Raw genomic sequence first — 20,119 nt, forward strand, 5'->3', positions numbered from 1 at the left:
GCAGGAGTAGCGGAAGGGACGGCAGTGGCGACACTCGCGGACCGGCTCGATCATGTCCTCGGCCGCAAGACGGCGGACGCCTTGCACGACGCGTTCGGGATGACCACCGTCGAGGATCTGCTGAGGCACTATCCGCACCGCTACGCCACCCAGGGCGCCGAGCTCGGCGAGAGTCAGCCCACCGAGGGCCAGCACATCACGATCATCGCGCGGGTCGAGTCGGCGCAGGAGGTGCCGATGAAGTCCCGCGCCGGCAAACGCCTCGCGGTGCGGCTGCGCTCCGATCGTCACAGCATCGACGTCACCTTCTTCAACCCGCACCGGGTCAAGCACAACATCAAGCCCGGCGTGCGCGCGATGTTCTCCGGCACCGTGAAGTACTTCCGCGACAAGTGGAGCCTGACCCACCCGAGCTATCTCGTGCTGCCCGAACCGCGCGACGCCGAGGACCTGGTCTCGGCGACACCGGCGCGGGTGCGGGGCGCCGGAGCCCTGGCGGGTCTCGCACGCACCGCGCAGGACGGCTCGGGGGTCGACATGTCGGTCTTCGACCGTGCGCTGATCCCGATGTACCGCGCGACCCGCGAGGTCGAGTCGTGGACCGTCATGCGGTGTGTGCGGCAGGTGCTCGACCAGCTCGATCACGTCGACGACCCGCTGCCCGAGTGGGTGCGCGACGAGCACGGCTTCGTGGGGCTCGACGAAGCGTTGCGCTCGATCCACCTGCCCGACACGAAGCAGGAGATCGACCGGGCGCGCGACCGCCTGCGGTTCGACGAGGCCGCCGCGGTGCAGCTCGTGCTCGCCGGACGCCGGCACGACGTCGAGGTGCGGTCGGCGCCGTCCTGCCCACGCCGCGAGGGCGGGATCGCCGACGAGTTCGACCGGCGGCTGCCCTTCGAGCTGACGGCCGGGCAGCTGTCGGTGGCCGACGAGATCGCGGCCGATCTCGCACGTGAGCACCCCATGAACCGGTTGCTCCAGGGTGAGGTGGGTTCGGGCAAGACGATCGTGGCGCTGCGGGCGATGCTGCAGGTGATCGACTCCGGTCGGCAGTGCGCGCTGCTCGCACCCACCGAGGTGCTCGCGGCGCAGCACGCGCGCTCGCTCACGAAGATGCTCGGCGATCTCGCCGCGGCGGGCGAACTCGGCGCCCATGAACTCGCGACCCGCGTGACCCTGCTGACCGGCTCGATGGGTGTCGCGCGCAAACGGGCCGCACTCAACGAGGCGGTGACGGGCGATGCCGGGATCGTCATCGGCACGCACGCGCTGATCGAGGACAAGGTGCAGTTCTTCGACCTCGGCCTGGTGGTGATCGACGAGCAGCACCGCTTCGGTGTCGAACAGCGCGACGCTCTGCGCTCGCGAGGGCGCGACGGGGCGTCCCCGCACGTGCTGGTGATGACCGCGACGCCGATCCCGCGCACCATCGCGATGACGGTGCTCGGCGACCTCGAGGTCTCGACCCTGCGCGAGCTGCCCCGCGGGCGGTCGCCGATCGTCAGCCGCGTGGTGCCGGCGAAGGTGCACCCGAAATGGGTCGACCGCGCCTGGGAACGCATCCGCGAGGAGGTCGCCGACGGGCGGCAGGCCTACGTGGTGTGTTCCCGCATCGGCGACGGCGATTCCGACGACGACGCGCTCTTCGATCCGGACGGGCCCGAGCCGTCGGGATCGGGGAAGGGCAAACAGGCCCCGCCCGAGACCGTCTCGGTTCTCGAGCAGTTCGAGTTCCTCACCTCCGGTCCGCTCCGCGACCTGAGGGTGGGGCTGCTGCACGGCCGCCTCCCCGCCGACGAGAAGGACGCGGTGATGCAGGCCTTCAACGCCGCGGAGATCGACGTGCTCGTGTGCACGACCGTCGTCGAGGTCGGTGTCGACGTGCCGAACGCGACAGTGATGGTGATCGTCGACGCCGACCGGTTCGGTGTCAGCCAGCTGCACCAGCTGCGCGGTCGCGTCGGTCGTGGTGGCCACCAGGGTCTGTGCCTGCTCGTGACCGACGCGAAGCCCGCGACCCCGACGATGATGCGGCTCGAGGCCGTCGCCGGCACCACCGACGGTTTCGAACTCGCCCAGCTCGACCTGCAACTGCGCCGGGAGGGCGACGTCCTCGGTGTCGCGCAGTCCGGCACCGTGTCGACGCTGCGGCTGCTCTCGCTCGTCGACGACGCCGACGTCATCGAGGCGGCCCGCGACTTCTCCCGGACGGTGACGGAGAAGGATCCCGGCCTCGAACACCACCCGGGGCTCGCGAGCATGGTGCGGGCCGCGCTCGACGCCGAGCGCGTGGCCTATCTCGACAAGTCCTGAGTTACGTTCCGTACACCGTGTCGCAGAACCCGCGGTGAGGTTTCGGTGACCGTGCCCGGCATGTTGACGCCGTGTTACGGCGGGGTCGACTGCATCGTTCCAGTCGTGCCATCCGGACACCTTGTCCCACGATGTGGAACGCGCGTCGAAGTCGGCATGTTACGGCGCGGTACCGTCGACCAATGTTCTCGAAAGTGCTTGTCGCCAACCGTGGCGAGATCGCGATCCGCGCGTTCCGTGCCGCCTACGAACTGGGTGCCGGGACGGTCGCGGTGTTCCCGTACGAAGACCGGAACTCCCTGCACCGGTTGAAGGCCGACGAGGCCTATCAGATCGGTGAGGAGGGACACCCGGTCCGCGCCTACCTGTCGGTCGAGAAGATCGTCGAAGCGGCCGTGTCGGCCGGCGCCGACGCGATCTACCCCGGCTACGGCTTCCTCTCCGAGAACCCGGACCTCGCCGCGGCGTGCGCCGAAGCGGGCATCACCTTCGTCGGTCCGTCGGCGGAGATCCTCGAGCTGACGGGCAACAAGGCCCGCGCGATCGCCTCGGCGAAGGCCGCCGGCCTCCCGGTGCTGGCGTCGTCGGAGCCGTCGTCGGACGTCGAGGAGCTGGTCGCCGCCTCGGAAACGATGAACTTCCCGGTCTTCGTCAAGGCTGTCGCCGGTGGTGGCGGACGCGGCATGCGCCGGGTCGCCGAACCCTCCCAGCTGCGCGAGGCCATCGAAGCCGCCTCCCGCGAGGCAGACGCCGCCTTCGGTGATCCCACCGTCTTCCTGGAACAGGCCGTGGTCAACCCGCGGCACATCGAGGTGCAGATCCTCGCCGACAAGCACGGCAACGTCATCCACCTGTACGAGCGCGACTGCTCCGTGCAGCGCCGCCACCAGAAGGTCATCGAGCTCGCCCCCGCCCCGAATCTCGATCCCGAGCTTCGCGACCGCATCTGCGCCGACGCCGTGGCCTTCGCCAAGGAGATCGGCTACCAGTGCGCGGGCACCGTCGAGTTCCTCGTCGACGAACGCGGCAACCACGTGTTCATCGAGATGAACCCGCGGATCCAGGTCGAGCACACGGTCACCGAGGAGATCACCGACGTCGACCTCGTGCAGTCCCAGCTGCGCATCGCCGCGGGCGAGTCGCTCGACGAACTGGGCCTGTCGCAGGAAAGCATCACCATCCGCGGCGCGGCGCTGCAGTGCCGCATCACCACCGAGGACCCGGCCAACGGGTTCCGCCCGGACACCGGCCGCATCACCGGCTACCGCACCCCGGGTGGTGCCGGTATCCGTCTCGACGGTGGCACGTCGGTGGGCGCGGAGATCTCCGCCCACTTCGACTCGATGCTCGTCAAGCTCACCTGCCGCGGCCGCAACTTCGAGACCGCCGTCGCCCGCGCCCGCCGCGCGGTCGCCGAGTTCCGTATCCGCGGTGTCGCGACGAACATCCCGTTCCTGCAGGCGGTGCTCGACGACGAGGACTTCCGCGGCGGCAATGTCAACACCTCGTTCATCGAGGAGCGCCCGCATCTGCTGACGCTGCGCTCGTCCGCCGACCGCGGCACCAAGATCCTGCGGTACCTCGCCGACGTGACGGTGAACAAGCCGCACGGTGAGCGCACCACGACGGTGTACCCGCACGACAAGCTCCCCGCGATCGACCTGAACGCCGCGCCGCCGGCCGGTTCGCGTCAGCGCCTGCTCGAACTCGGCCCCGAGGGCTTCGCCCGTGCGCTGCGCGAGCAGAAGGCGATCGGCGTCACCGACACCACCTTCCGCGACGCCCACCAGTCGCTGCTCGCGACCCGCGTGCGCAGCAAGGACCTGCTGACCGTGGCCGGGCACGTGGCCCGGATGACGCCGCAGCTGCTGTCGATCGAGGCGTGGGGCGGCGCGACCTACGACGTCGCACTGCGCTTCCTGCACGAGGATCCGTGGGAGCGACTCGCGGCACTGCGCGAGGCGATCCCGAACATCAACCTGCAGATGCTGCTGCGCGGACGCAACACCGTCGGCTACACCCCCTACCCGGAGGCCGTAACCCGTGCCTTCGTGCAGGAGGCCGCCGACACCGGCATCGACATCTTCCGCATCTTCGACGCGCTGAACAACGTCGACCAGATGCGACCGGCGATCGACGCGGTGCGCGAGACCGGCACCACGCTCGCCGAGGTCGCGATGTCCTACACCGGTGACCTGTCGAACCCGAACGAGACGATCTACACGCTCGACTACTACCTGCGCCTGGCGGAGGAGATCGTCGAGGCCGGTGCGCACGTGCTGGCCATCAAGGACATGGCGGGTCTGCTGCGCGCCCCGGCCGCCGCGACGCTCGTGTCGGCGCTGCGCAGCAACTTCGATCTGCCGGTGCACGTGCACACGCACGACACCCCGGGCGGTCAGCTCGCCACCTACCTCGCGGCCTGGCACGCCGGTGCCGACGCGGTCGACGGTGCGTCCGCGGCCCTGGCCGGTACGACGAGCCAGCCCGCCCTGTCGGCGATCGTCGCCGCCGCGGCGAACAGCGAGTTCGACACCGGCCTCGACCTGCAGGCCGTGTGCGATCTCGAGCCGTACTGGGAGGCACTGCGCAAGGTGTACGCACCGTTCGAGTCGGGTCTGCCCGCGCCGACCGGCCGCGTCTACACCCACGAGATCCCCGGCGGTCAGCTGTCGAACCTGCGTCAGCAGGCCATCGCGCTGGGTCTCGGCGACCGCTTCGAGGAGGTCGAGGCCGCCTACGCCGGCGCCGACCGCCTCCTGGGCCGCCTGATCAAGGTCACGCCGTCGAGCAAGGTCGTCGGCGACCTCGCGCTGCACCTCGTGGGCGCGGGAGTCTCGGTCGACGACTTCGCCGCCGAGCCCGGCAAGTACGACATCCCCGATTCGGTGATCGGCTTCCTGCGCGGCGATCTCGGGACCCCGGCCGGTGGCTGGCCCGAGCCCTTCCGCAGCAAGGCGCTGTCGGGCCGGGCCGATCCCAAGCCGGTCACCCCGCTCGCACCGGAGGAGGAGAAGGCCCTCGGCGGTTCGTCCGACGAGCGTCGCCGCATGCTCAACCGCCTGCTGTTCCCGGGCCCCGCGAAGGAGTTCGAGCAGCACCGCGAGACCTACGGCGACACCACCGAGCTGTCGGCCAACCAGTTCTTCTACGGTCTGCGTCAGGGCGACGAGCACCGGGTGCGCCTGGACAAGGGCGTCGAACTGCTCATCGGTCTCGAGGCGATCTCCGATGCCGACGAGAAGGGCTACCGCACCGTCATGTGCATCCTCAACGGGCAGCTGCGCCCGGTGTCGGTGCGCGACCGCTCGGTGGCCGCGGAGGTCCCTGCCGCGGAGAAGGCCGACCGCAACCATCCCGGTCACGTCGCGGCGCCGTTCGCCGGCATGGTCACCCTCGTCGTGTCCGAGGGTGACAGCGTCTCGGCGGGCGACACCGTCGCCACGATCGAGGCCATGAAGATGGAGGCCGCGATCACCGCGCCGCGCGGCGGACGCATCACGCGCGTCGCGATCGGACCGGTGCAACAGGTCGAAGGTGGCGACCTGCTCGTCGAGGTGTCCACGGGAGACAGCGCCGAGTGACACGGATCGTCGCCGGCCGGGCCGGGGGGCGGCGCCTGAAGGTGCCGCCCCGCGGGACCCGGCCCACCTCCGAACGGGTGCGCGAAGCCCTGTTCAGTTCGCTCGACGCACGCATGGACATCGACGGGGCCGCCGTCCTCGACCTCTACGCGGGGTCGGGGGCGCTCGGCCTCGAGGCGCTGTCCCGCGGCGCCGAGCACGCGATGCTCGTCGAGTCCGACGCGAAGGCGGCGGGCGTGATTCGCGAGAACATCGCGACGGTGGGACTGCCCGGTGCGGTGCTGCGTACCGCACCGGTGTCCGCAGTGCTCGCGGGCACCCCCGACCGCGTCTACGACCTCGTCCTGGCCGACCCGCCCTACGCCGTCACCGAGGAGGCCGTCACCGGCGTGCTCGGGGCACTGGTCTCCGGGGGGTGGGTCGAGGACGGCTCGATCGTCGTGGTCGAACGGTCGTCGCGATCACCGGAAACGGTGTGGCCGCAGGGATTCGAGGTCGGCAGGTCGAAGCGCTACGGCGAGACCAGAGTGGAGATCGCCACCTGCTACGGTGCTGGGTCATGAGCCGCGCGGTCTGCCCAGGATCCTTCGACCCGGTCACCAACGGACACCTCGACGTCATCGGCAGGGTCTCGGCCCAGTTCGACGAGGTCGTCGTGACCGTCACGATCAATCCCAACAAGCAGGGGATGTTCACGATCGACGAACGCCTCGAGATGCTCTCCGAGGCCACGGCGCACCTGCCGAACGTCACGGTCGACGCCTGGCAGGGTCTGCTCGTCGACTACGCCCGCGAGCGGGGGATCACCGCGATCGTCAAGGGTCTGCGCGGCGCCAACGACTTCGACTACGAGCTGCAGATGGCGCAGATGAACCACAAGCTCACCGGCGTCGACACCCTGTTCGTCGCCACCAACCCGGTCTACAGCTACCTGTCGAGCTCGCTCGTCAAGGAGGTCGCGACCTACGGCGGCGACGTCTCCGAGATGCTGCCGGGTTCCGTGCACGATCGTCTGCTCGCGCGTCTCGCCGAGCGGGCCGCCGCGAAGTAGACGGACCCCTCCCGCACGGCCTGTGACGGCCGTATCCCGACACACCGAGCGCAGGGGACACGAGCGTGCCCTGCGCTGCGGCAGACTGGACGGCGGCGCGACCGCACCGGTCGTGTCGAGCGAGTGATTGGGGTTGGGCGTGTACCGGGTATTCGAGGCACTCGACGAGCTGGTCGCAATCGTCGAAGAGGCACGTAGCGTTCCGATGACGGCGAGCTGCGTGGTTCCGCGCGGCGATGTCCTCGAACTGCTGGACGACGTGCGCGATGCGCTGCCGCCCGAACTCGACGACGCGCAGGACGTCCTCGATCACCGCGACAAGCTGATCAACGACGCGCGGGCCCAGGCCGACAAGACGGTCGGGGACGCCGACGAGGAGGCACGCACCCTCCTCGAGGACGCGCGCGCCGACGCCGACCGCATGCTCGCGGACGCGAAGGCCCAGGCGGACCGGATGGTCAAGGAGGCCCGCGCCCATGCCGAGGAACTGGTGCGCGATGCGCAGGCCGAGGCCGACGATCTCGTCGCCGAGGGCAACAAGCAGTACGAGAGCGTGACCGGGCGTGCCCGCGTCGAGGCCGACCGTCTGGTCGAGTCCGGGCAGGCGTCCTACGAGCGTTCCGTGGCCGAGGGCGAGGCCGAGAAGGCGCGTCTGGTGTCGCAGACCGAGGTCGTGCAGGCCGCACACGCCGAGTCGGCGCGAGTCATCGATTCGGCCCACGCCGAGTCCGACCGTCTCCGGACCGAGTGCGACGAGTACATCGACGGCAAGCTGTCGGAGTTCGAGGAACTGCTCGGCACCACGCTGCGGTCCGTCGGCCGCGGCCGGCAGCAGCTGCGGCTGTCGGGTGCTCCCGACTTCGCGGAGGCCGATCACCGGGCGAGCCGTCGCCGCTGACCCGCGGGATTTTCGCTCCTGCCGTCCATCGCGTATCATGGAGCGGTTGCCCTATCACGACCGAGTCGTGTCCTGCGTCGTCCGAAGAAGGTGAGTTCCCCGTGTCCACCCGTGATTCCAGCACGTCCCGTTCCGGCCGGGACTCCGGGCTGGTGTTCGACACGCTCTCCCTGGGCCGTCGGCCCGGTTCGATGCGTACGGTCGAACGGAAGGTGCCGTCACCCTCGCGCATCGGGCTCGATCTGATCGCGATCGAGGAAGGTTCCGAGATCGATCTCGATCTCCGCCTGGAGTCGGTGTCCGAGGGCGTCCTGGTCACCGGTAGTGTTCGTGCCGACGCCGTCGGTGAGTGCTCTCGGTGCCTCGAGTCGTTCACCGAGCCGGTGGACGTGTACCTCACCGAGCTGTTCGCCTACCCGAACAGCGTCACGGAGCAGACCACCGAGGACGACGAGGTGTACCGCGTCGAGAACGATCTCATCGATCTCGAACCGGTCCTCGTGAACGCGGTGGGCCTGGAACTTCCGCTGCAGCCGTTGTGTAGTGACGACTGTGCGGGATTGTGCCCCGAATGCGGCATTCGCCTGGCGATTGCGGAATCCGGGCACCGTCATGAGACAATGGATCCTCGCTGGGCTGGGTTGGCAGCCAAGTTCGGCGCGGGCTCCGAAGAACCCAGCAGTCAAATCGACAGCTTGAACAACGAGGAGAAGTAGACGTGGCCGTCCCCAAGCGCAGAATGTCGCGTTCCAACACCCGGTCGCGGCGCAGCCAGTGGAACACCACTGCGCCGACGCTCGTCACCTGCCCGAACCGGGGTTGCGGAGAGAAGAAGCTGCCCCACGTGGCGTGCCCGTCGTGCGGCACCTACAACGGCCGTCAGGTGACCGCGCCCGTCTAATCGGTATTCACGTGACGAGCAAGTCCTCCGAAACAGTTACCGAGGGCGGCGAAGAGAGCCACGAGTCTCTCCTCGCCGCCCTCGGCGTGCCTCTGGACGCAGAACTGCTGTCCTTGGCGCTCACCCACCGCTCGTACGCCTACGAGAACGGCGGGTTGCCCACCAACGAACGTCTCGAGTTCCTCGGCGATGCCGTCCTCGGGCTCGCGGTGACCGAAAAGCTCTACCTCACCCACCCGGACAAGTCCGAGGGCGAACTCGCCAAGATCCGCGCGAGCGTCGTCAACATGCACGCGCTCGCCGAGGTGGCGCGCGGCCTCGGAGAAGGTGGGCTCGGAGTGCACCTCCTGCTCGGCAAGGGTGAGGAGCTGACGGGCGGACGCGACAAGGCCAGCATCCTGGCCGACGGCATGGAATCGCTCCTCGGCGCCGTCCATCTCGCCCACGGCATCGACGTCGCGCGCGAAGTGGTTCTGCGCCTGTTCGCTGCCCTGCTCGAACGCGGCCCCCGTCTCGGTGCCGGTCTGGACTGGAAGACGAGTCTTCAGGAACTCACCGCCGAACGCGGTCTCGGTGTTCCCGCCTACGAGATCACCGCCACCGGTCCGGATCACGACAAGGAATTCACCGCCACCGCCCTCATCGGTGGCAATCCCTACGGCACCGGTGTCGGACGTACCAAGAAGGAAGCCGAGCAGAAGGCCGCGTCGGCCGCGTGGAACGCGCTGACCGAGGGCACTGCTGCCGAGACCGGTGATGTCGAGGCTTCCGATCAGCAGTCCGGGTCCACCGACACGCCCACCGAGGGCAACTGACCGCAGGTGCCCGAACTTCCCGAGGTCGAGGTGGTCCGGCGCGGACTCGACGCACACGTCGTCGGCGCGACGGTGGACTCGGTGCAGGTGCTGCATCCGCGTGCCGTCCGCCGGCACGAGCCCGGTCCGCGCGATCTCGCACTGCAGGTGACCGGTCAGAAGGTCGCCTCGGTCGAGCGTCGCGGCAAGTACATGTGGCTCGTGCTCGAACCGGCCGATCTGGCGCTCGTGGTGCATCTGGGGATGAGCGGGCAGATGCTCGTGCAGCCCCCGACCGTGCCGGACGAGAAGCACCTGCGTATCCGCGCCGTCCTCGACAACGGTGCCGATCTGCGCTTCGTCGACCAGCGCACCTTCGGAGGCTGGGCCCTGGCTCCGCTCGTGGAGGTGGACGGTGATCGTCTGCCGCTGCCGGTCGCGCACATCGCCCGTGACCCGATGGATCCCCGGTTCGACCCGGACGCGGTCGTGGCCGTGCTGCGCACCAAGCACACCGAGCTCAAGCGTGCGCTGCTCGACCAGACCGTCGTCTCCGGCATCGGCAACATCTACGCCGACGAAGCGCTGTGGCGCGCAAGGATTCACGGCAACCGGCCGACCGGCGCGCTGTCGCGTCCGAAGCTCCGGTCGGCTCTCGACGCCGCCACCGAGGTGATGGCGGAGGCTCTCGGCCAGGGTGGCACGTCGTTCGACGCCCTCTACGTCAACGTCAACGGGGAGTCCGGCTACTTCGAGCGTTCCCTGAACGTCTACGGGCGCGAGAACGAGCCGTGCCGACGCTGCGGCGCGCCGATCCGTCGCGAGAAGTTCATGAACCGCTCCTCGTACAGCTGCCCGAAGTGTCAGCCACGACCGCGAACGGCCCGGTAGCGCACGCGCATACCGGGCCGTTCGCAACGGTTCTCGTCAGATGTCGAAGAAGACCGTCTCGGCGCCGCCGTCCGGGGTGTCCTGCAATCGGATGTCGATCGTGTAGACGGTGCGTCCGTCGCGCTCGGACCGCGACGCGATCAGCGTGTTGCGCCGCACCTCCCATTCGATGCCCTTCAGGACGGGATCCGCGGCGTTGAGCTCGGCCTCGTCCTCGAAGTAGACCCGCGTGTGCAGGCCGAGGTTGATGCCGCGCGCGAAGATCACGAGCAGGATGTGGGGTGCCGAGACGGAGCCGTCGGGGTTGGTGACGGCTCCGGGCTTGATCGTCTCGATCGTGAACACGCCGGTCTCGAAATCGCCGCCGGTGCGTCCCCAGCCGCGGAAGTTCGGATCGAGGTCCTTGTCCTGCGCGTCGTCCGGATGGGCGTACCGGCCGTGCGCGTTCGCCTGCCAGCTCTCGAGCAGTGCGTCGCGCACCGGGGTGCCGGTGCCGTCGATGACGCGGCCCTCCAACACGATCCGCTCGCCCTCGGTCTGATCGGTGACGAGGACGTTGCCGAAGTTGTTGTCGAAGATGTCGAAGCCGGCCTGCTGCGGCGCCAGCCCGATGTGGACGTACGGGCCGCCGGTCTGCGAGGGCGTCTCCGGGAAACGCGTGACCATCGCGCGGGGGAGCAGCGGGGGTACGGGCCGGTTGGGGTCGGTGGGCAGGCTCATCGCGGGGCTCCCGGGAGGTCGGTGTTCTCGAAGAAGGTGGCGCGGCGACCGCGCAGGGTGATGTCCCAGCGGTATGCGCGGGCGTCGAACGGCGCGTTGGAGGCGGGATCCTCCTGGGCGATCAGGCTGCGGAGCTGGTCCACGGTGGGGATCGTCCGCGCGATCGGGCACCTCTCGATGAGCGGGTCGCCCTCGAAGTACAGCTGGGTGATCAGGCGCTGCGCCCACCCGCGGCCGAGGATCGACACGTGGATGTGGGCCGGGCGCCAGGCGTTGCGGCTGTTGCCCCACGGATACGCGCCGGGCTTGATCGTCCTGAACTGATAGTAGCCGTTCGCGTCGGTGAGCATCCGCCCGCAACCACCGAAGTTCGGATCGATGGGGGCGAGATAGGTGTCCTTCTTGTGGCGGTACCGGCCACCGGCGTTGGCCTGCCACACCTCGACGAGTGCGCCCTCGACCGGATTGCCGAACTCGTCCTTGACGAAGCCGTGGACGATGATGCGCTCACCGATCGGTAGGCCGTCCTTCGAGAAGTTCAGGATCAGGTCGTTGTCGAGGGCGCCGAGCTCGTCGCTGCGGAAGACGGGGCCGGTGATCTCCGACAGGGTCGGTTTCGGCGTGATGAGCGCGTTCCGCGGTGCGCGCAGCACCGACGTGCGGTAGCCGGGGGTGAGCGCGGGTGGGTGCAGTGTGTGGTCGCGCTCGACGTATTCGCCGGTGGACATGCGATCTCCGATCTCTGAGCTGTGAGCACAACCATATGGCGAAGAAAAACTCATGTAAATTGACAAAAAAGTAGTTGAGCCATAACTTCCAGTGATGCAATCCGAGTTCGGTCCGTTCTCGTCCGTCCCGGAGCAGGCGCGACGCATCCGCCTCCGGCACCTGAGATGTTTCGTCACCGTCGCGCGCGAGGGTCAGGTCGGGCGGGCCGCCGATCTGTTGCAACTGAGTCAGCCGGCCGTCACGAAGACCCTGAACGAGCTCGAGGTCCTCGCCGGAGCGAAGCTCCTCGACCGCGGCCGGCACGGCGCGCGCCTCACAGCGGCAGGTCACCGCTTCCTGCGATACGCGCAGGACGTCACCACCTCACTGGACGCAGCGGTGGCCGCACTGGCCGGAGCGGCCGAACCCGCACGCGAGCCGCTGCGGATCGGGGCCCTGCCCACCGTGGCCGGGTCCATGCTCCCCGAAGCGCTGGCGGAGCTGCGCCGCGTACGCGCGGATCTGGACATCCGGATCCGCACCGACTCCAACGCCGTCCTGTTGTCGGCGCTCGCCGCCGGCGCACTCGACGTCGTCCTCGGACGCATGGCCGAACCGTCCCGGATGGTCGGGCTGTCGTTCGAACTCTTGTACGCCGAGACGCTGATCCTCGTCGTCCGGCCCGGCCATCCTCTCGCCGGGCGTTCCGTCTCCGTTGCCGACATGCTCGAATACCCCCTGGTGGTCGCGACCAGTGGCACCGTGCCGCGCCACGCGACCGAGGCGTTGTTCGAACGTCACGGCCTGCGATTGCCGGTCGGGCTCATCGAGACACTCGACCTCGCCGTAGCGCGCGGGGTGGTCCGGCGCAGCGACGCCGTGTGGATCACCACCGAGCGCGCGGCCCGCGACGACCTCGCCGACGGGGTGGTCCGGCGTCTGGACGTGCCCACCGCCGGCACCGTCGAACCGGTCGGAGTGCTGCGACGCAGTGCCGACGCGTCGTCCGCCGCGGTCGAGGACTTCGTGACCATCCTCCGCGACATCCCCGTCGACGGGACATGGCAGGATTTCCCCCATGGCTGACCAGACTTCCGACCTTCCCGCCACCGAGCTGTGGGTCGAGCGCACCGGCACGCGCCGCTACACCGGACGCAGCTCCCGCGGCGCCGAGGTACTCATCGGCTCGGAGAGCGTCGAGGGCGTCTTCACCCCGGGCGAGCTGCTCAAGATCGCGCTCGCCGCGTGCTCCGGCATGGCCTCGGACTTCCCGCTGTCCCGCCGGCTCGGCGACGACTACGACGCGACGATCCGTGTCTCCGGTGCCGCCGACCGCGAGAACGAGGTCTACCCGCACCTCGAGGAGGAGATGGTCCTCGACCTGTCGGAGCTCGACGCTGCTGCGCGGGACCGGCTCATCGCCCTCGTCGAACGCTCCGTCGACAAGGTATGCACAGTGGGCCGCACCCTCGAGGCGGGCACCAAGGTCTCGCTGACGATCACCGCCGAGGACTGATCGATGAACGCCCCCGCAGACGTCGAACGGCTCACGGCGTGGGTGCACGGCCGCGTCCAGGGGGTCGGTTTCCGCTGGTTCACGCGTGCCCGCGCACTCGAACTCGGTCTCGTCGGGCACGCGACGAATCACCCCGACGGTCGCGTGATGGTCGTCGCCGAAGGCCCCCGTCCCGCACTCGAACAGCTCCTCGCGTGGCTGAAATCCGGCGACACTCCCGGTGGGGTGCGGCTCGTCGTCGAATCGTGGGATCCCGCGCGCGGCGACCTCACCGGTTTCGTCGAACGCTGACTTCGTCCTGTTTGTCCGTTCGGCTTGGTATCCTGCCGCGATCGGGTGGATGCGGCCGGGTGGTGCCGGTCGCGGTCGGCAAGGGGGAGACGCATGGGCAGGCGTGCACGTTCGACGATGGTGGCGGCAGCAGTCGCCGCTGTGGCAGTGACACCTCTGGGTGCAGCACCGGCGGCGGCCGATCCGGCTGCCTGCGCGCCGCGGACGGTCACGACGGTCGCGTCCGGACTCGGTGTCCTCGAGAATCTGGCGTTCGACGAGCGAGGCGGTCTGCTCGTCTCGGACACCTCCTTCGTCGGCCCCGGAGCGCTGCGCCGGATCGCTCCCGACGGCAGCGTCACCACCGTGCTGCCCGAGGTGTCCGGTCCGGGCGGCATCGTCGTCGACGGTCCCACCGCGTACCTGAACGTGGGCAACACGACCGTCTCGGGGCTGGCCGGGACCGCCGACGGCACGATCGACACGCTCGACCTCGACACGGGTGAACGCGGCACCCACGGCACCGGGCTGGTCATGCCCAACGGCCTCGGCCGACTCTCGGACGGCTCGATGCTCGCCTCGCGCGATCTCGGCGAGGTCGGACTCACTCTCGTGCCCGCGGGCGGTGGCGACGCCCGTGTCGTCCGTACCGATCTCGGATCCGTCAACGGCATCGCCGTCGACGGCGACACGGTGTACACCGTGACGACCTTCGAGAACGTCAACCGGCTCCACATCCTCGACGCACGCGACCTCGAAGGACCCGTGCGCAGCATCGACCTGCCCGGGCCGGGCCTGCTCTCGATGCCCGACGACCTCACGATCGGCCCCGACGGAGCGCTGTACATCGCACTCAACCTCGCCGGCGCGGTCCTGCGGGTCGATCCGGCGACCGGGCACGGCTGCCGCATCGCCGAGGGCATCCCGCTGATGTCCTCGCTCGCCTTCGGTTCGGGACCGGGCTGGGACCCGAACGTCCTGTACACGACCGGTTTCGACGGGACGGTGCGCGCGGTGCACCCGGCCTAGGAAAGCGGTCACAACCCGCCGGTAGAGTTCTCACCCATGTACCTCAAGAGTCTGACGTTGAAGGGCTTCAAGTCCTTCGCCTCGTCGACGACTCTGCGTTTCGAACCGGGCATCACCTGTGTGGTCGGCCCCAACGGGTCCGGCAAGTCGAACGTCGTCGACGCACTCACCTGGGTGATGGGGGAGCAGGGCGCCAAGGCCCTGCGCGGCGGCAAGATGCAGGACGTCATCTTCGCCGGAACCGCCGGTCGCCCGCCGCTCGGACGCGCCGAGGTCACGCTCACCATCGACAACTCCGACGGCGCGCTGCCCATCGAGTACTCCGAGGTCTCCGTCACCCGCCGCATGTTCCGCGACGGCGCCGGCGAATACGAGATCAACGGCAGTTCCTGCCGTCTCATGGACGTGCAGGAACTGCTGTCCGACTCCGGTATCGGCCGCGAGATGCACGTCATCGTCGGCCAGGGCCGCCTCGCTGCGATCCTCGAATCCCGCCCGGAGGACCGGCGCGCCTTCATCGAGGAGGCCGCCGGCGTCCTCAAGCACCGCAAGCGCAAGGAAAAGGCGCTGCGCAAGCTCGACTCGATGCAGGCCAACCTCGCCCGCCTCACCGACCTCACCGCCGAACTGCGACGCCAGCTCAAACCGCTCGGCCGGCAGGCCGAGGTCGCGCGTCGTGCCCAGACCATCCAGGCCGACCTGCGCGACGCGCGGTTGCGTCTGGCCGCCGACGACCTCGTCACGCGCCGCGCCGAACTCGCCGGGCACGACGAGCAGGAAAAGATGGTCCGGGAGCGACTCGACACCGTGCTCACGGCCTTCGACGACGCGAACGCCGAACTCGCCCGCCACGAACAGGCCCTCGCGCAGCTCACACCGGGTGCCGAAGCGGCGTCGCAGACGTGGTTCCGCCTGTCCGCCCTCGCCGAGCGTGTCTCGGCGACCGTGCGGGTCGCGCAGGAACGCGCCCGCCACCTGCACGCCGAACCCGAGGACCGTTCCGGTCAGGATCCCGACGAGATGGAGGCCCGCGCCGACCGGATCGCCGCGGAGGAAGCGGAACTGATCGAGGCCGTCGAGATCGCGCACGGCGCGCTCGAAGCGGCACGTGAGCAGCTCGCCGCGCAGGAGGAGGCCGCAGCGGCCGCCGAACGCGCGCATCTGGCCGCGGTGCGTGCCGTCGCCGACCGGCGCGAGGGCCTCGCGCGTCTCGCCGGCCAGGTCGAGACGATGCGCACCCGCGCCGAGTCGATCGACGCGGAGATCGCGCGCCTGACCGTCGCCATCGAGGAGGCCCGCCTCCGTGGCGTTGCCGCACAGGCCGAGTTCGAGACCGCTCAGGCACGCATCGACGATCTCGACGCCGGTGAGATCGATGCCGACGCGCAGCACGAACGAGCGCTCGAAGCGCAGCGGCTCGCCGACGAGCGGGTCGCCGAACTGCAGGAGGCAGAACGCGCCGCGGGCAAGGAGGTCGCCTCCCTCGGCGCCCGCATCGAGGCCCTGTCGATGGGCCTCGAACGTACCGACGGCGCGGCCTGGCTGATCGACACGCGGTCCGGCGACGGACTCGTCGGGCGCCTCGCCGACCGCCTCCGGGTGTCCCCGGGATACGAGGCCGCCGTCGCAGCCGCCTTCGGTGCCGCAGCCGATGCCCTCGAGGTGGAGTCGGCCGACGCCGCGATCTCGGCGGTCGCAGCGCTCGCCGACGCCGACCAGGGCCGGGTGGCGTTCGTCCTGCCCGGCGCAACCGGCCCCACCGACACCGGCGACCTGCCGACCGGTGCCCGGTGGCTCCGCGAGGTCGTCGAGTGTCCCGCCGACCTGCGCGGAGGCGTCGACGGCCTGCTGGCCCGCACCGTCGTGGTCGACGACCTGCCCACCGCCCTCGGGGTCAGCGCTGCCCGGCCCGACCTGCGCGCCGTGACGCGCGGAGGAGACCTCGCCGGCGCGGGCTGGGTGGTCGGCGGCTCGCACCGCGCCCCGAGCACCCTCGAGATCCAGGCGGCGATCGACACCTCCCGTGCCGGTCTCGAACAGGCCGAACGCCGCTCCGAGGAACTGGCCGCAGCCCTCGCGGGCGCACTCGCGGAACAGGCCGAACGCGCCGAACACGTCGAACAGACCCTCGCCGCCCTCAACGAGTCCGATGCGGCGATGTCTGCCGTCTACGAACAGCTCGGCCGGCTCGGCCAGGCGGCACGCACCGCCCACGCCGAATCCGGACGGCTCGCGTCCCAGCGCACCGAGGCCGAGAAGGAACGCGACGCGGCGCGGGAGAAGCTGGTCGAACTCGAGGAGCGACTGCGCCTGGCCGAGGACGACTCGGCCGGGAGCAGCGACGGTGCCGGCACCGATCACACCGCCGCCGAGCGGGAGATGGCCGCGGCCGCCCTCGCCGAGGTCCGGGCCGTCGAGGTCGAGGCGCGACTCGCGGCACGCACGGCCGAGGAACGCGCCGAAGCGCTTCGGGGCAAAGCGGATTCGCTCCGCCGCGCCGCGCAGGCCGAGCGCGAGGCACGTGCTCGTGCCGAACGTGCCCGGATCGCGCGTCGTCAGGCGGCGGCCGTCGCCGCGGCGGTGGCGGAATCAGGACAGCGACTCGCCGAACAACTCGACGTAGCCGTGGCGACGGCACTCGCCCAGCGCGACGAACTGAACCGGCGCCGCGCCGAGTGCGCCGAACAGCTCGAACGGGCCCGCGAACTCGTCCGCGAACTGTCCGCGCAGCGCGACCAGCTCACCGACGCGGTGCATCGCGACGAAGTGGCCCGGGCGCAGGCCTCGCTCCGGATCGAACAGCTCGAACAGACCATCCTCGAGCAGCACGGCATCGCCCTCGACGACCTCGTCGCCGAGTACGGCCCCGACGTGCCGCTGCCGCCCACGCCGCTGGAGATGGCCGAGTACGAGCAGGCACGCGAGCGCGGCGAACAGGTGGTCGCTCCGCAACCGATGCCCTACGACCGGGCCACCCAGGAGCGGCGGGCCAAGCGCGCAGAGAAGGATCTCGCGACGCTCGGACGCGTCAACCCGCTCGCGCTGGAGGAGTTCGCGGCCCTCGAGGAGCGGTACAACTTCCTGTCGACCCAGCTCGAGGACGTCAAGAGCGCCCGCAAGGACCTGCTCGCCGTCGTCGAGGAGGTCGACGCACGGATCCTGCAGGTGTTCACCGAGGCCTACGCCGACGTCGAGCGCGAGTTCGAACAGGTCTTCGCGAAGCTGTTCCCCGGCGGGGAGGGACGGCTCGTGCTCACCGACCCGAGCGACATGCTCACCACCGGCATCGAGGTCGAGGCCCGCCCGCCGGGCAAGAAGGTCAAGCGCCTGTCGCTGCTGTCGGGCGGCGAGAAGTCCCTGACCGCCGTGGCGATGCTGGTCGCGATCTTCCGGGCCCGCCCCTCACCCTTCTACGTGATGGACGAGGTCGAGGCCGCGCTCGACGACACCAACCTGCGACGGTTGATCGGGCTGTTCGAGCAGCTGCGCGAGAAGTCCCAACTCATCGTCATCACGCACCAGAAGCCGACGATGGAGGTCGCCGACGCGCTGTACGGCGTGAGCATGCGGGGCGACGGCATCACCCGGGTCATCTCGCAGCGACTGCGCGGACGCGAGATCGCGACACCGGTCCCCGAACCGGAGGAAGAGCTCCAGGCCTGACAGTATGGGTGCGTGAGTACCGGAGCCTGGATAGTCATCGCCGCCGCGCTGGCGGTCGTTCTCGTCGCGCTCGTCGTCGGTCTGACCCTCTACCGGCGGCGGCAGGTGTCGCTGAAGGCGCCCGAGACCCCGCAGCTCGATTCCGCCGAAACCAAGGACCGCTCGGGCGGTTACAAGGCGCAGAGCGGATTCAGTTTCTCGCAGGGCACGGCCGCGCCACCGGCGCCGGCCCCCCGGCCGGCGCCGAAACCGGCACCGAAGCCTGCGGCGAAGCCGGAGCCCGCGCCCCGCACGGTGCCGCTTCCGGAGGAGATCACCGAAGCTCCGCCGAGCGCACCCGCCCCCGCGGAGCCGAAGGCGGAACCGGCGCCTGCGCCGAAGGTGGAACCGAAGCCCGAGCCGAAGGCCGAGCCCAAGCCTGCAGAACCCAAGCCTGCAGAACCCAAGCCTGCAGAACCCAAGCCTGCAGAACCCAAGCCGGCCGAACCGAAGCCGGCCGAACCCGAGCCGGTCGAGCCCGAGGTCGCCCCGGAGCCGGAGCGTCCCGCTCCCGAGCCCGTCGAGCCCGAGGTCGCCCCCGAACCGGAAGTCGCACCGACACCGGAACCCGAGGTCGAGCCCGCCCCGGCGACAGAGACCGTCGCTGAACCCGAGGTCACCGAACCCGAGGTCGTCGAACCGGCCGGACCGGCCGCTGTTCCTCCGGCAGCCCCGATCGAGGAGATCGAACCCACTGCGGGTCGCCTCGTCCGCCTGCGCGGCCGTCTGGCCCGCTCGCAGTCGGCGGTCGGCAAGAGCCTGCTCGGTCTGCTCGGTGGCGGCGACCTCGACGAGGACTCCTGGGAGGAGATCGAGGACACGCTGCTCGTCGCCGATCTCGGTGCCGCGACGACCACCAAGATCGTCGACCGTCTGCGTGAGGAGATGGTCGTGAACAACGTGCGCAGCGAGGCCGACGCCCGCGCCGTGCTGCGCAGCGTGCTCGTCGACGAGCTCCGCCCCGAGCTCGACCGCTCCATCCGGGCCCTCCCGCACGAGGACCATCCCGCCGTGCTGCTCGTCGTCGGTGTCAACGGCACCGGCAAGACCACGACGACCGGCAAGCTCGCCCGCGTGCTCGTCGCGGACGGACGCCGGGTGCTGCTCGGTGCCGCCGACACCTTCCGCGCCGCGGCCGCCGACCAGCTGCAGACCTGGGCCGAACGCGTCGGCGCCGAGGTCGTTCGCGGCAAGGAGGCCGCCGATCCCGCCGCGGTGGCGTTCGATGCCGTCGCGAGAGGTATCGATAACGGTGTCGACGCGGTCCTCGTCGACACCGCCGGCCGCCTGCACACCAAGACGGGCCTGATGGACGAGCTCGGCAAGGTCAAGCGCGTCGTGGAGAAGAAGGCTGCCGTCGACGAGGTGCTGCTCGTCCTCGACGCGACGATCGGTCAGAACGGCTTGATGCAGGCCCGTGTGTTCGCCGAGGTCGTCGACATCACCGGTGTGGTGCTCACCAAGCTCGACGGAACCGCCAAGGGCGGCATCGTCTTCCAGGTGCAGCACGAACTCGGCGTCCCGGTGAAGCTGGTGGGTCTCGGTGAGGGCGCCGACGATCTCGCCCCCTTCGAACCGGAAGCCTTCGTGGACGCCCTGTTGGGCTGATCGACGCTGCCCTGTCGGGCTGATCCGCACCGTATTCCGTCGCTCCGGCCGCTGTCCGCTCACGCGGGCAGCGGCCGGTTCCGTCGGTGGGATGCGGTGTCCGAAAAGTGTGAAACAAGGATGAAACAAGG

The 20,119-nt window shown here is 69.9% G+C and carries 17 protein-coding genes; 15 read left to right on the forward strand and 2 right to left on the reverse strand.

What is annotated here, in order from left to right; translation table 11 throughout:
- The first annotated feature begins 24 nt into the window (after window positions 1-24).
- From recG to mutM, 9 genes are all read left to right on the forward strand, one after another.
- The gene (recG, locus tag AC0LPE_RS09165; protein WP_490606060.1) at window positions 25-2,316 is read left to right on the forward strand and encodes an ATP-dependent DNA helicase RecG; all 2,292 of its coding nucleotides are present in this window, start codon (window positions 25-27) and stop codon (window positions 2,314-2,316) included.
- 182 nt (window positions 2,317-2,498) lie between these two features.
- Entirely contained in the window at window positions 2,499-5,900 is a 3,402-nt protein-coding gene (locus AC0LPE_RS09170) for a pyruvate carboxylase (protein ID WP_490606061.1), read from the forward strand.
- Complete coding sequence (gene rsmD, locus AC0LPE_RS09175; protein WP_016691908.1) at window positions 5,897-6,463, forward strand: 16S rRNA (guanine(966)-N(2))-methyltransferase RsmD; 567 nt, start codon at window positions 5,897-5,899, stop codon at window positions 6,461-6,463. Before AC0LPE_RS09170 ends, rsmD begins: the two co-directional genes overlap by 4 nt.
- Window positions 6,460-6,951, forward strand: coding sequence for a pantetheine-phosphate adenylyltransferase (coaD, locus tag AC0LPE_RS09180; RefSeq protein WP_016691909.1), 492 nt, complete (start codon window positions 6,460-6,462; stop codon window positions 6,949-6,951). The genes rsmD and coaD overlap by 4 nt, the downstream gene beginning before the upstream one ends.
- A 139-nt stretch (window positions 6,952-7,090) precedes the next feature.
- Window positions 7,091-7,849 carry a DivIVA domain-containing protein gene (locus tag AC0LPE_RS09185; protein ID WP_088897337.1) on the forward strand — a complete coding sequence of 253 codons (759 nt, stop codon included), beginning with the start codon at window positions 7,091-7,093 and terminating at the stop codon, window positions 7,847-7,849.
- A gap of 101 nt (window positions 7,850-7,950) precedes the next feature.
- Window positions 7,951-8,565 (forward strand): YceD family protein, encoded by a 615-nt coding sequence (locus AC0LPE_RS09190; protein WP_016695888.1) that lies wholly within the window; start codon window positions 7,951-7,953, stop codon window positions 8,563-8,565.
- Window positions 8,566-8,567: 2 nt separating this feature from the next.
- A complete protein-coding gene (gene rpmF, locus AC0LPE_RS09195) occupies window positions 8,568-8,750 on the forward strand; it encodes a 50S ribosomal protein L32 (protein ID WP_006551208.1) in 183 nt (60 codons plus the stop codon).
- 11 nt (window positions 8,751-8,761) lie between these two features.
- Window positions 8,762-9,565: a ribonuclease III gene (gene rnc, locus AC0LPE_RS09200; protein ID WP_490606062.1), complete on the forward strand. Its 804-nt coding sequence runs from the start codon at window positions 8,762-8,764 to the stop codon at window positions 9,563-9,565.
- A gap of 6 nt (window positions 9,566-9,571) precedes the next feature.
- A complete protein-coding gene (gene mutM / locus AC0LPE_RS09205; RefSeq protein WP_490606063.1) occupies window positions 9,572-10,435 on the forward strand; it encodes a bifunctional DNA-formamidopyrimidine glycosylase/DNA-(apurinic or apyrimidinic site) lyase in 864 nt (287 codons plus the stop codon).
- 36 nt (window positions 10,436-10,471) lie between these two features.
- Here the strand turns inward: mutM and pcaG are convergent, their stop codons facing one another.
- Complete coding sequence (gene pcaG, locus AC0LPE_RS09210; protein ID WP_490606064.1) at window positions 10,472-11,155, reverse strand: protocatechuate 3,4-dioxygenase subunit alpha; 684 nt, start codon at window positions 11,153-11,155, stop codon at window positions 10,472-10,474.
- On the reverse strand, window positions 11,152-11,883 hold the full coding sequence (gene pcaH / locus AC0LPE_RS09215; protein WP_490606065.1) for a protocatechuate 3,4-dioxygenase subunit beta: 732 nt from the start codon (window positions 11,881-11,883) through the stop codon (window positions 11,152-11,154). Before pcaH ends, pcaG begins: the two co-directional genes overlap by 4 nt.
- Window positions 11,884-11,977: 94 nt before the next feature.
- Here pcaH and AC0LPE_RS09220 point away from each other — a divergent pair, with 94 nt between their 5' ends.
- From AC0LPE_RS09220 to ftsY, 6 genes are all read left to right on the forward strand, one after another.
- Window positions 11,978-12,949 carry a LysR substrate-binding domain-containing protein gene (locus AC0LPE_RS09220; protein ID WP_490606066.1) on the forward strand — a complete coding sequence of 324 codons (972 nt, stop codon included), beginning with the start codon at window positions 11,978-11,980 and terminating at the stop codon, window positions 12,947-12,949.
- Entirely contained in the window at window positions 12,942-13,379 is a 438-nt protein-coding gene (locus AC0LPE_RS09225; protein WP_490606067.1) for an OsmC family protein, read from the forward strand. Before AC0LPE_RS09220 ends, AC0LPE_RS09225 begins: the two co-directional genes overlap by 8 nt.
- 3 nt (window positions 13,380-13,382) lie before the next feature.
- Window positions 13,383-13,670, forward strand: coding sequence for an acylphosphatase (locus AC0LPE_RS09230; protein ID WP_229567914.1), 288 nt, complete (start codon window positions 13,383-13,385; stop codon window positions 13,668-13,670).
- Window positions 13,671-13,763: 93 nt separating this feature from the next.
- Window positions 13,764-14,678, forward strand: a complete 915-nt coding sequence (locus tag AC0LPE_RS09235) for an SMP-30/gluconolactonase/LRE family protein (protein ID WP_490606068.1) — start codon at window positions 13,764-13,766, stop codon at window positions 14,676-14,678.
- A 36-nt stretch (window positions 14,679-14,714) separates the two neighbouring features.
- Window positions 14,715-18,341, forward strand: coding sequence for a chromosome segregation protein SMC (gene smc / locus AC0LPE_RS09240; RefSeq protein ID WP_229567917.1), 3,627 nt, complete (start codon window positions 14,715-14,717; stop codon window positions 18,339-18,341).
- 12 nt (window positions 18,342-18,353) lie between these two features.
- Window positions 18,354-19,988: a signal recognition particle-docking protein FtsY gene (gene ftsY / locus AC0LPE_RS09245; RefSeq protein ID WP_490606069.1), complete on the forward strand. Its 1,635-nt coding sequence runs from the start codon at window positions 18,354-18,356 to the stop codon at window positions 19,986-19,988.
- The last annotated feature ends 131 nt before the right edge of the window (window positions 19,989-20,119 follow it).

This window comes from Rhodococcus sp. S3 (assembly GCF_058211795.1).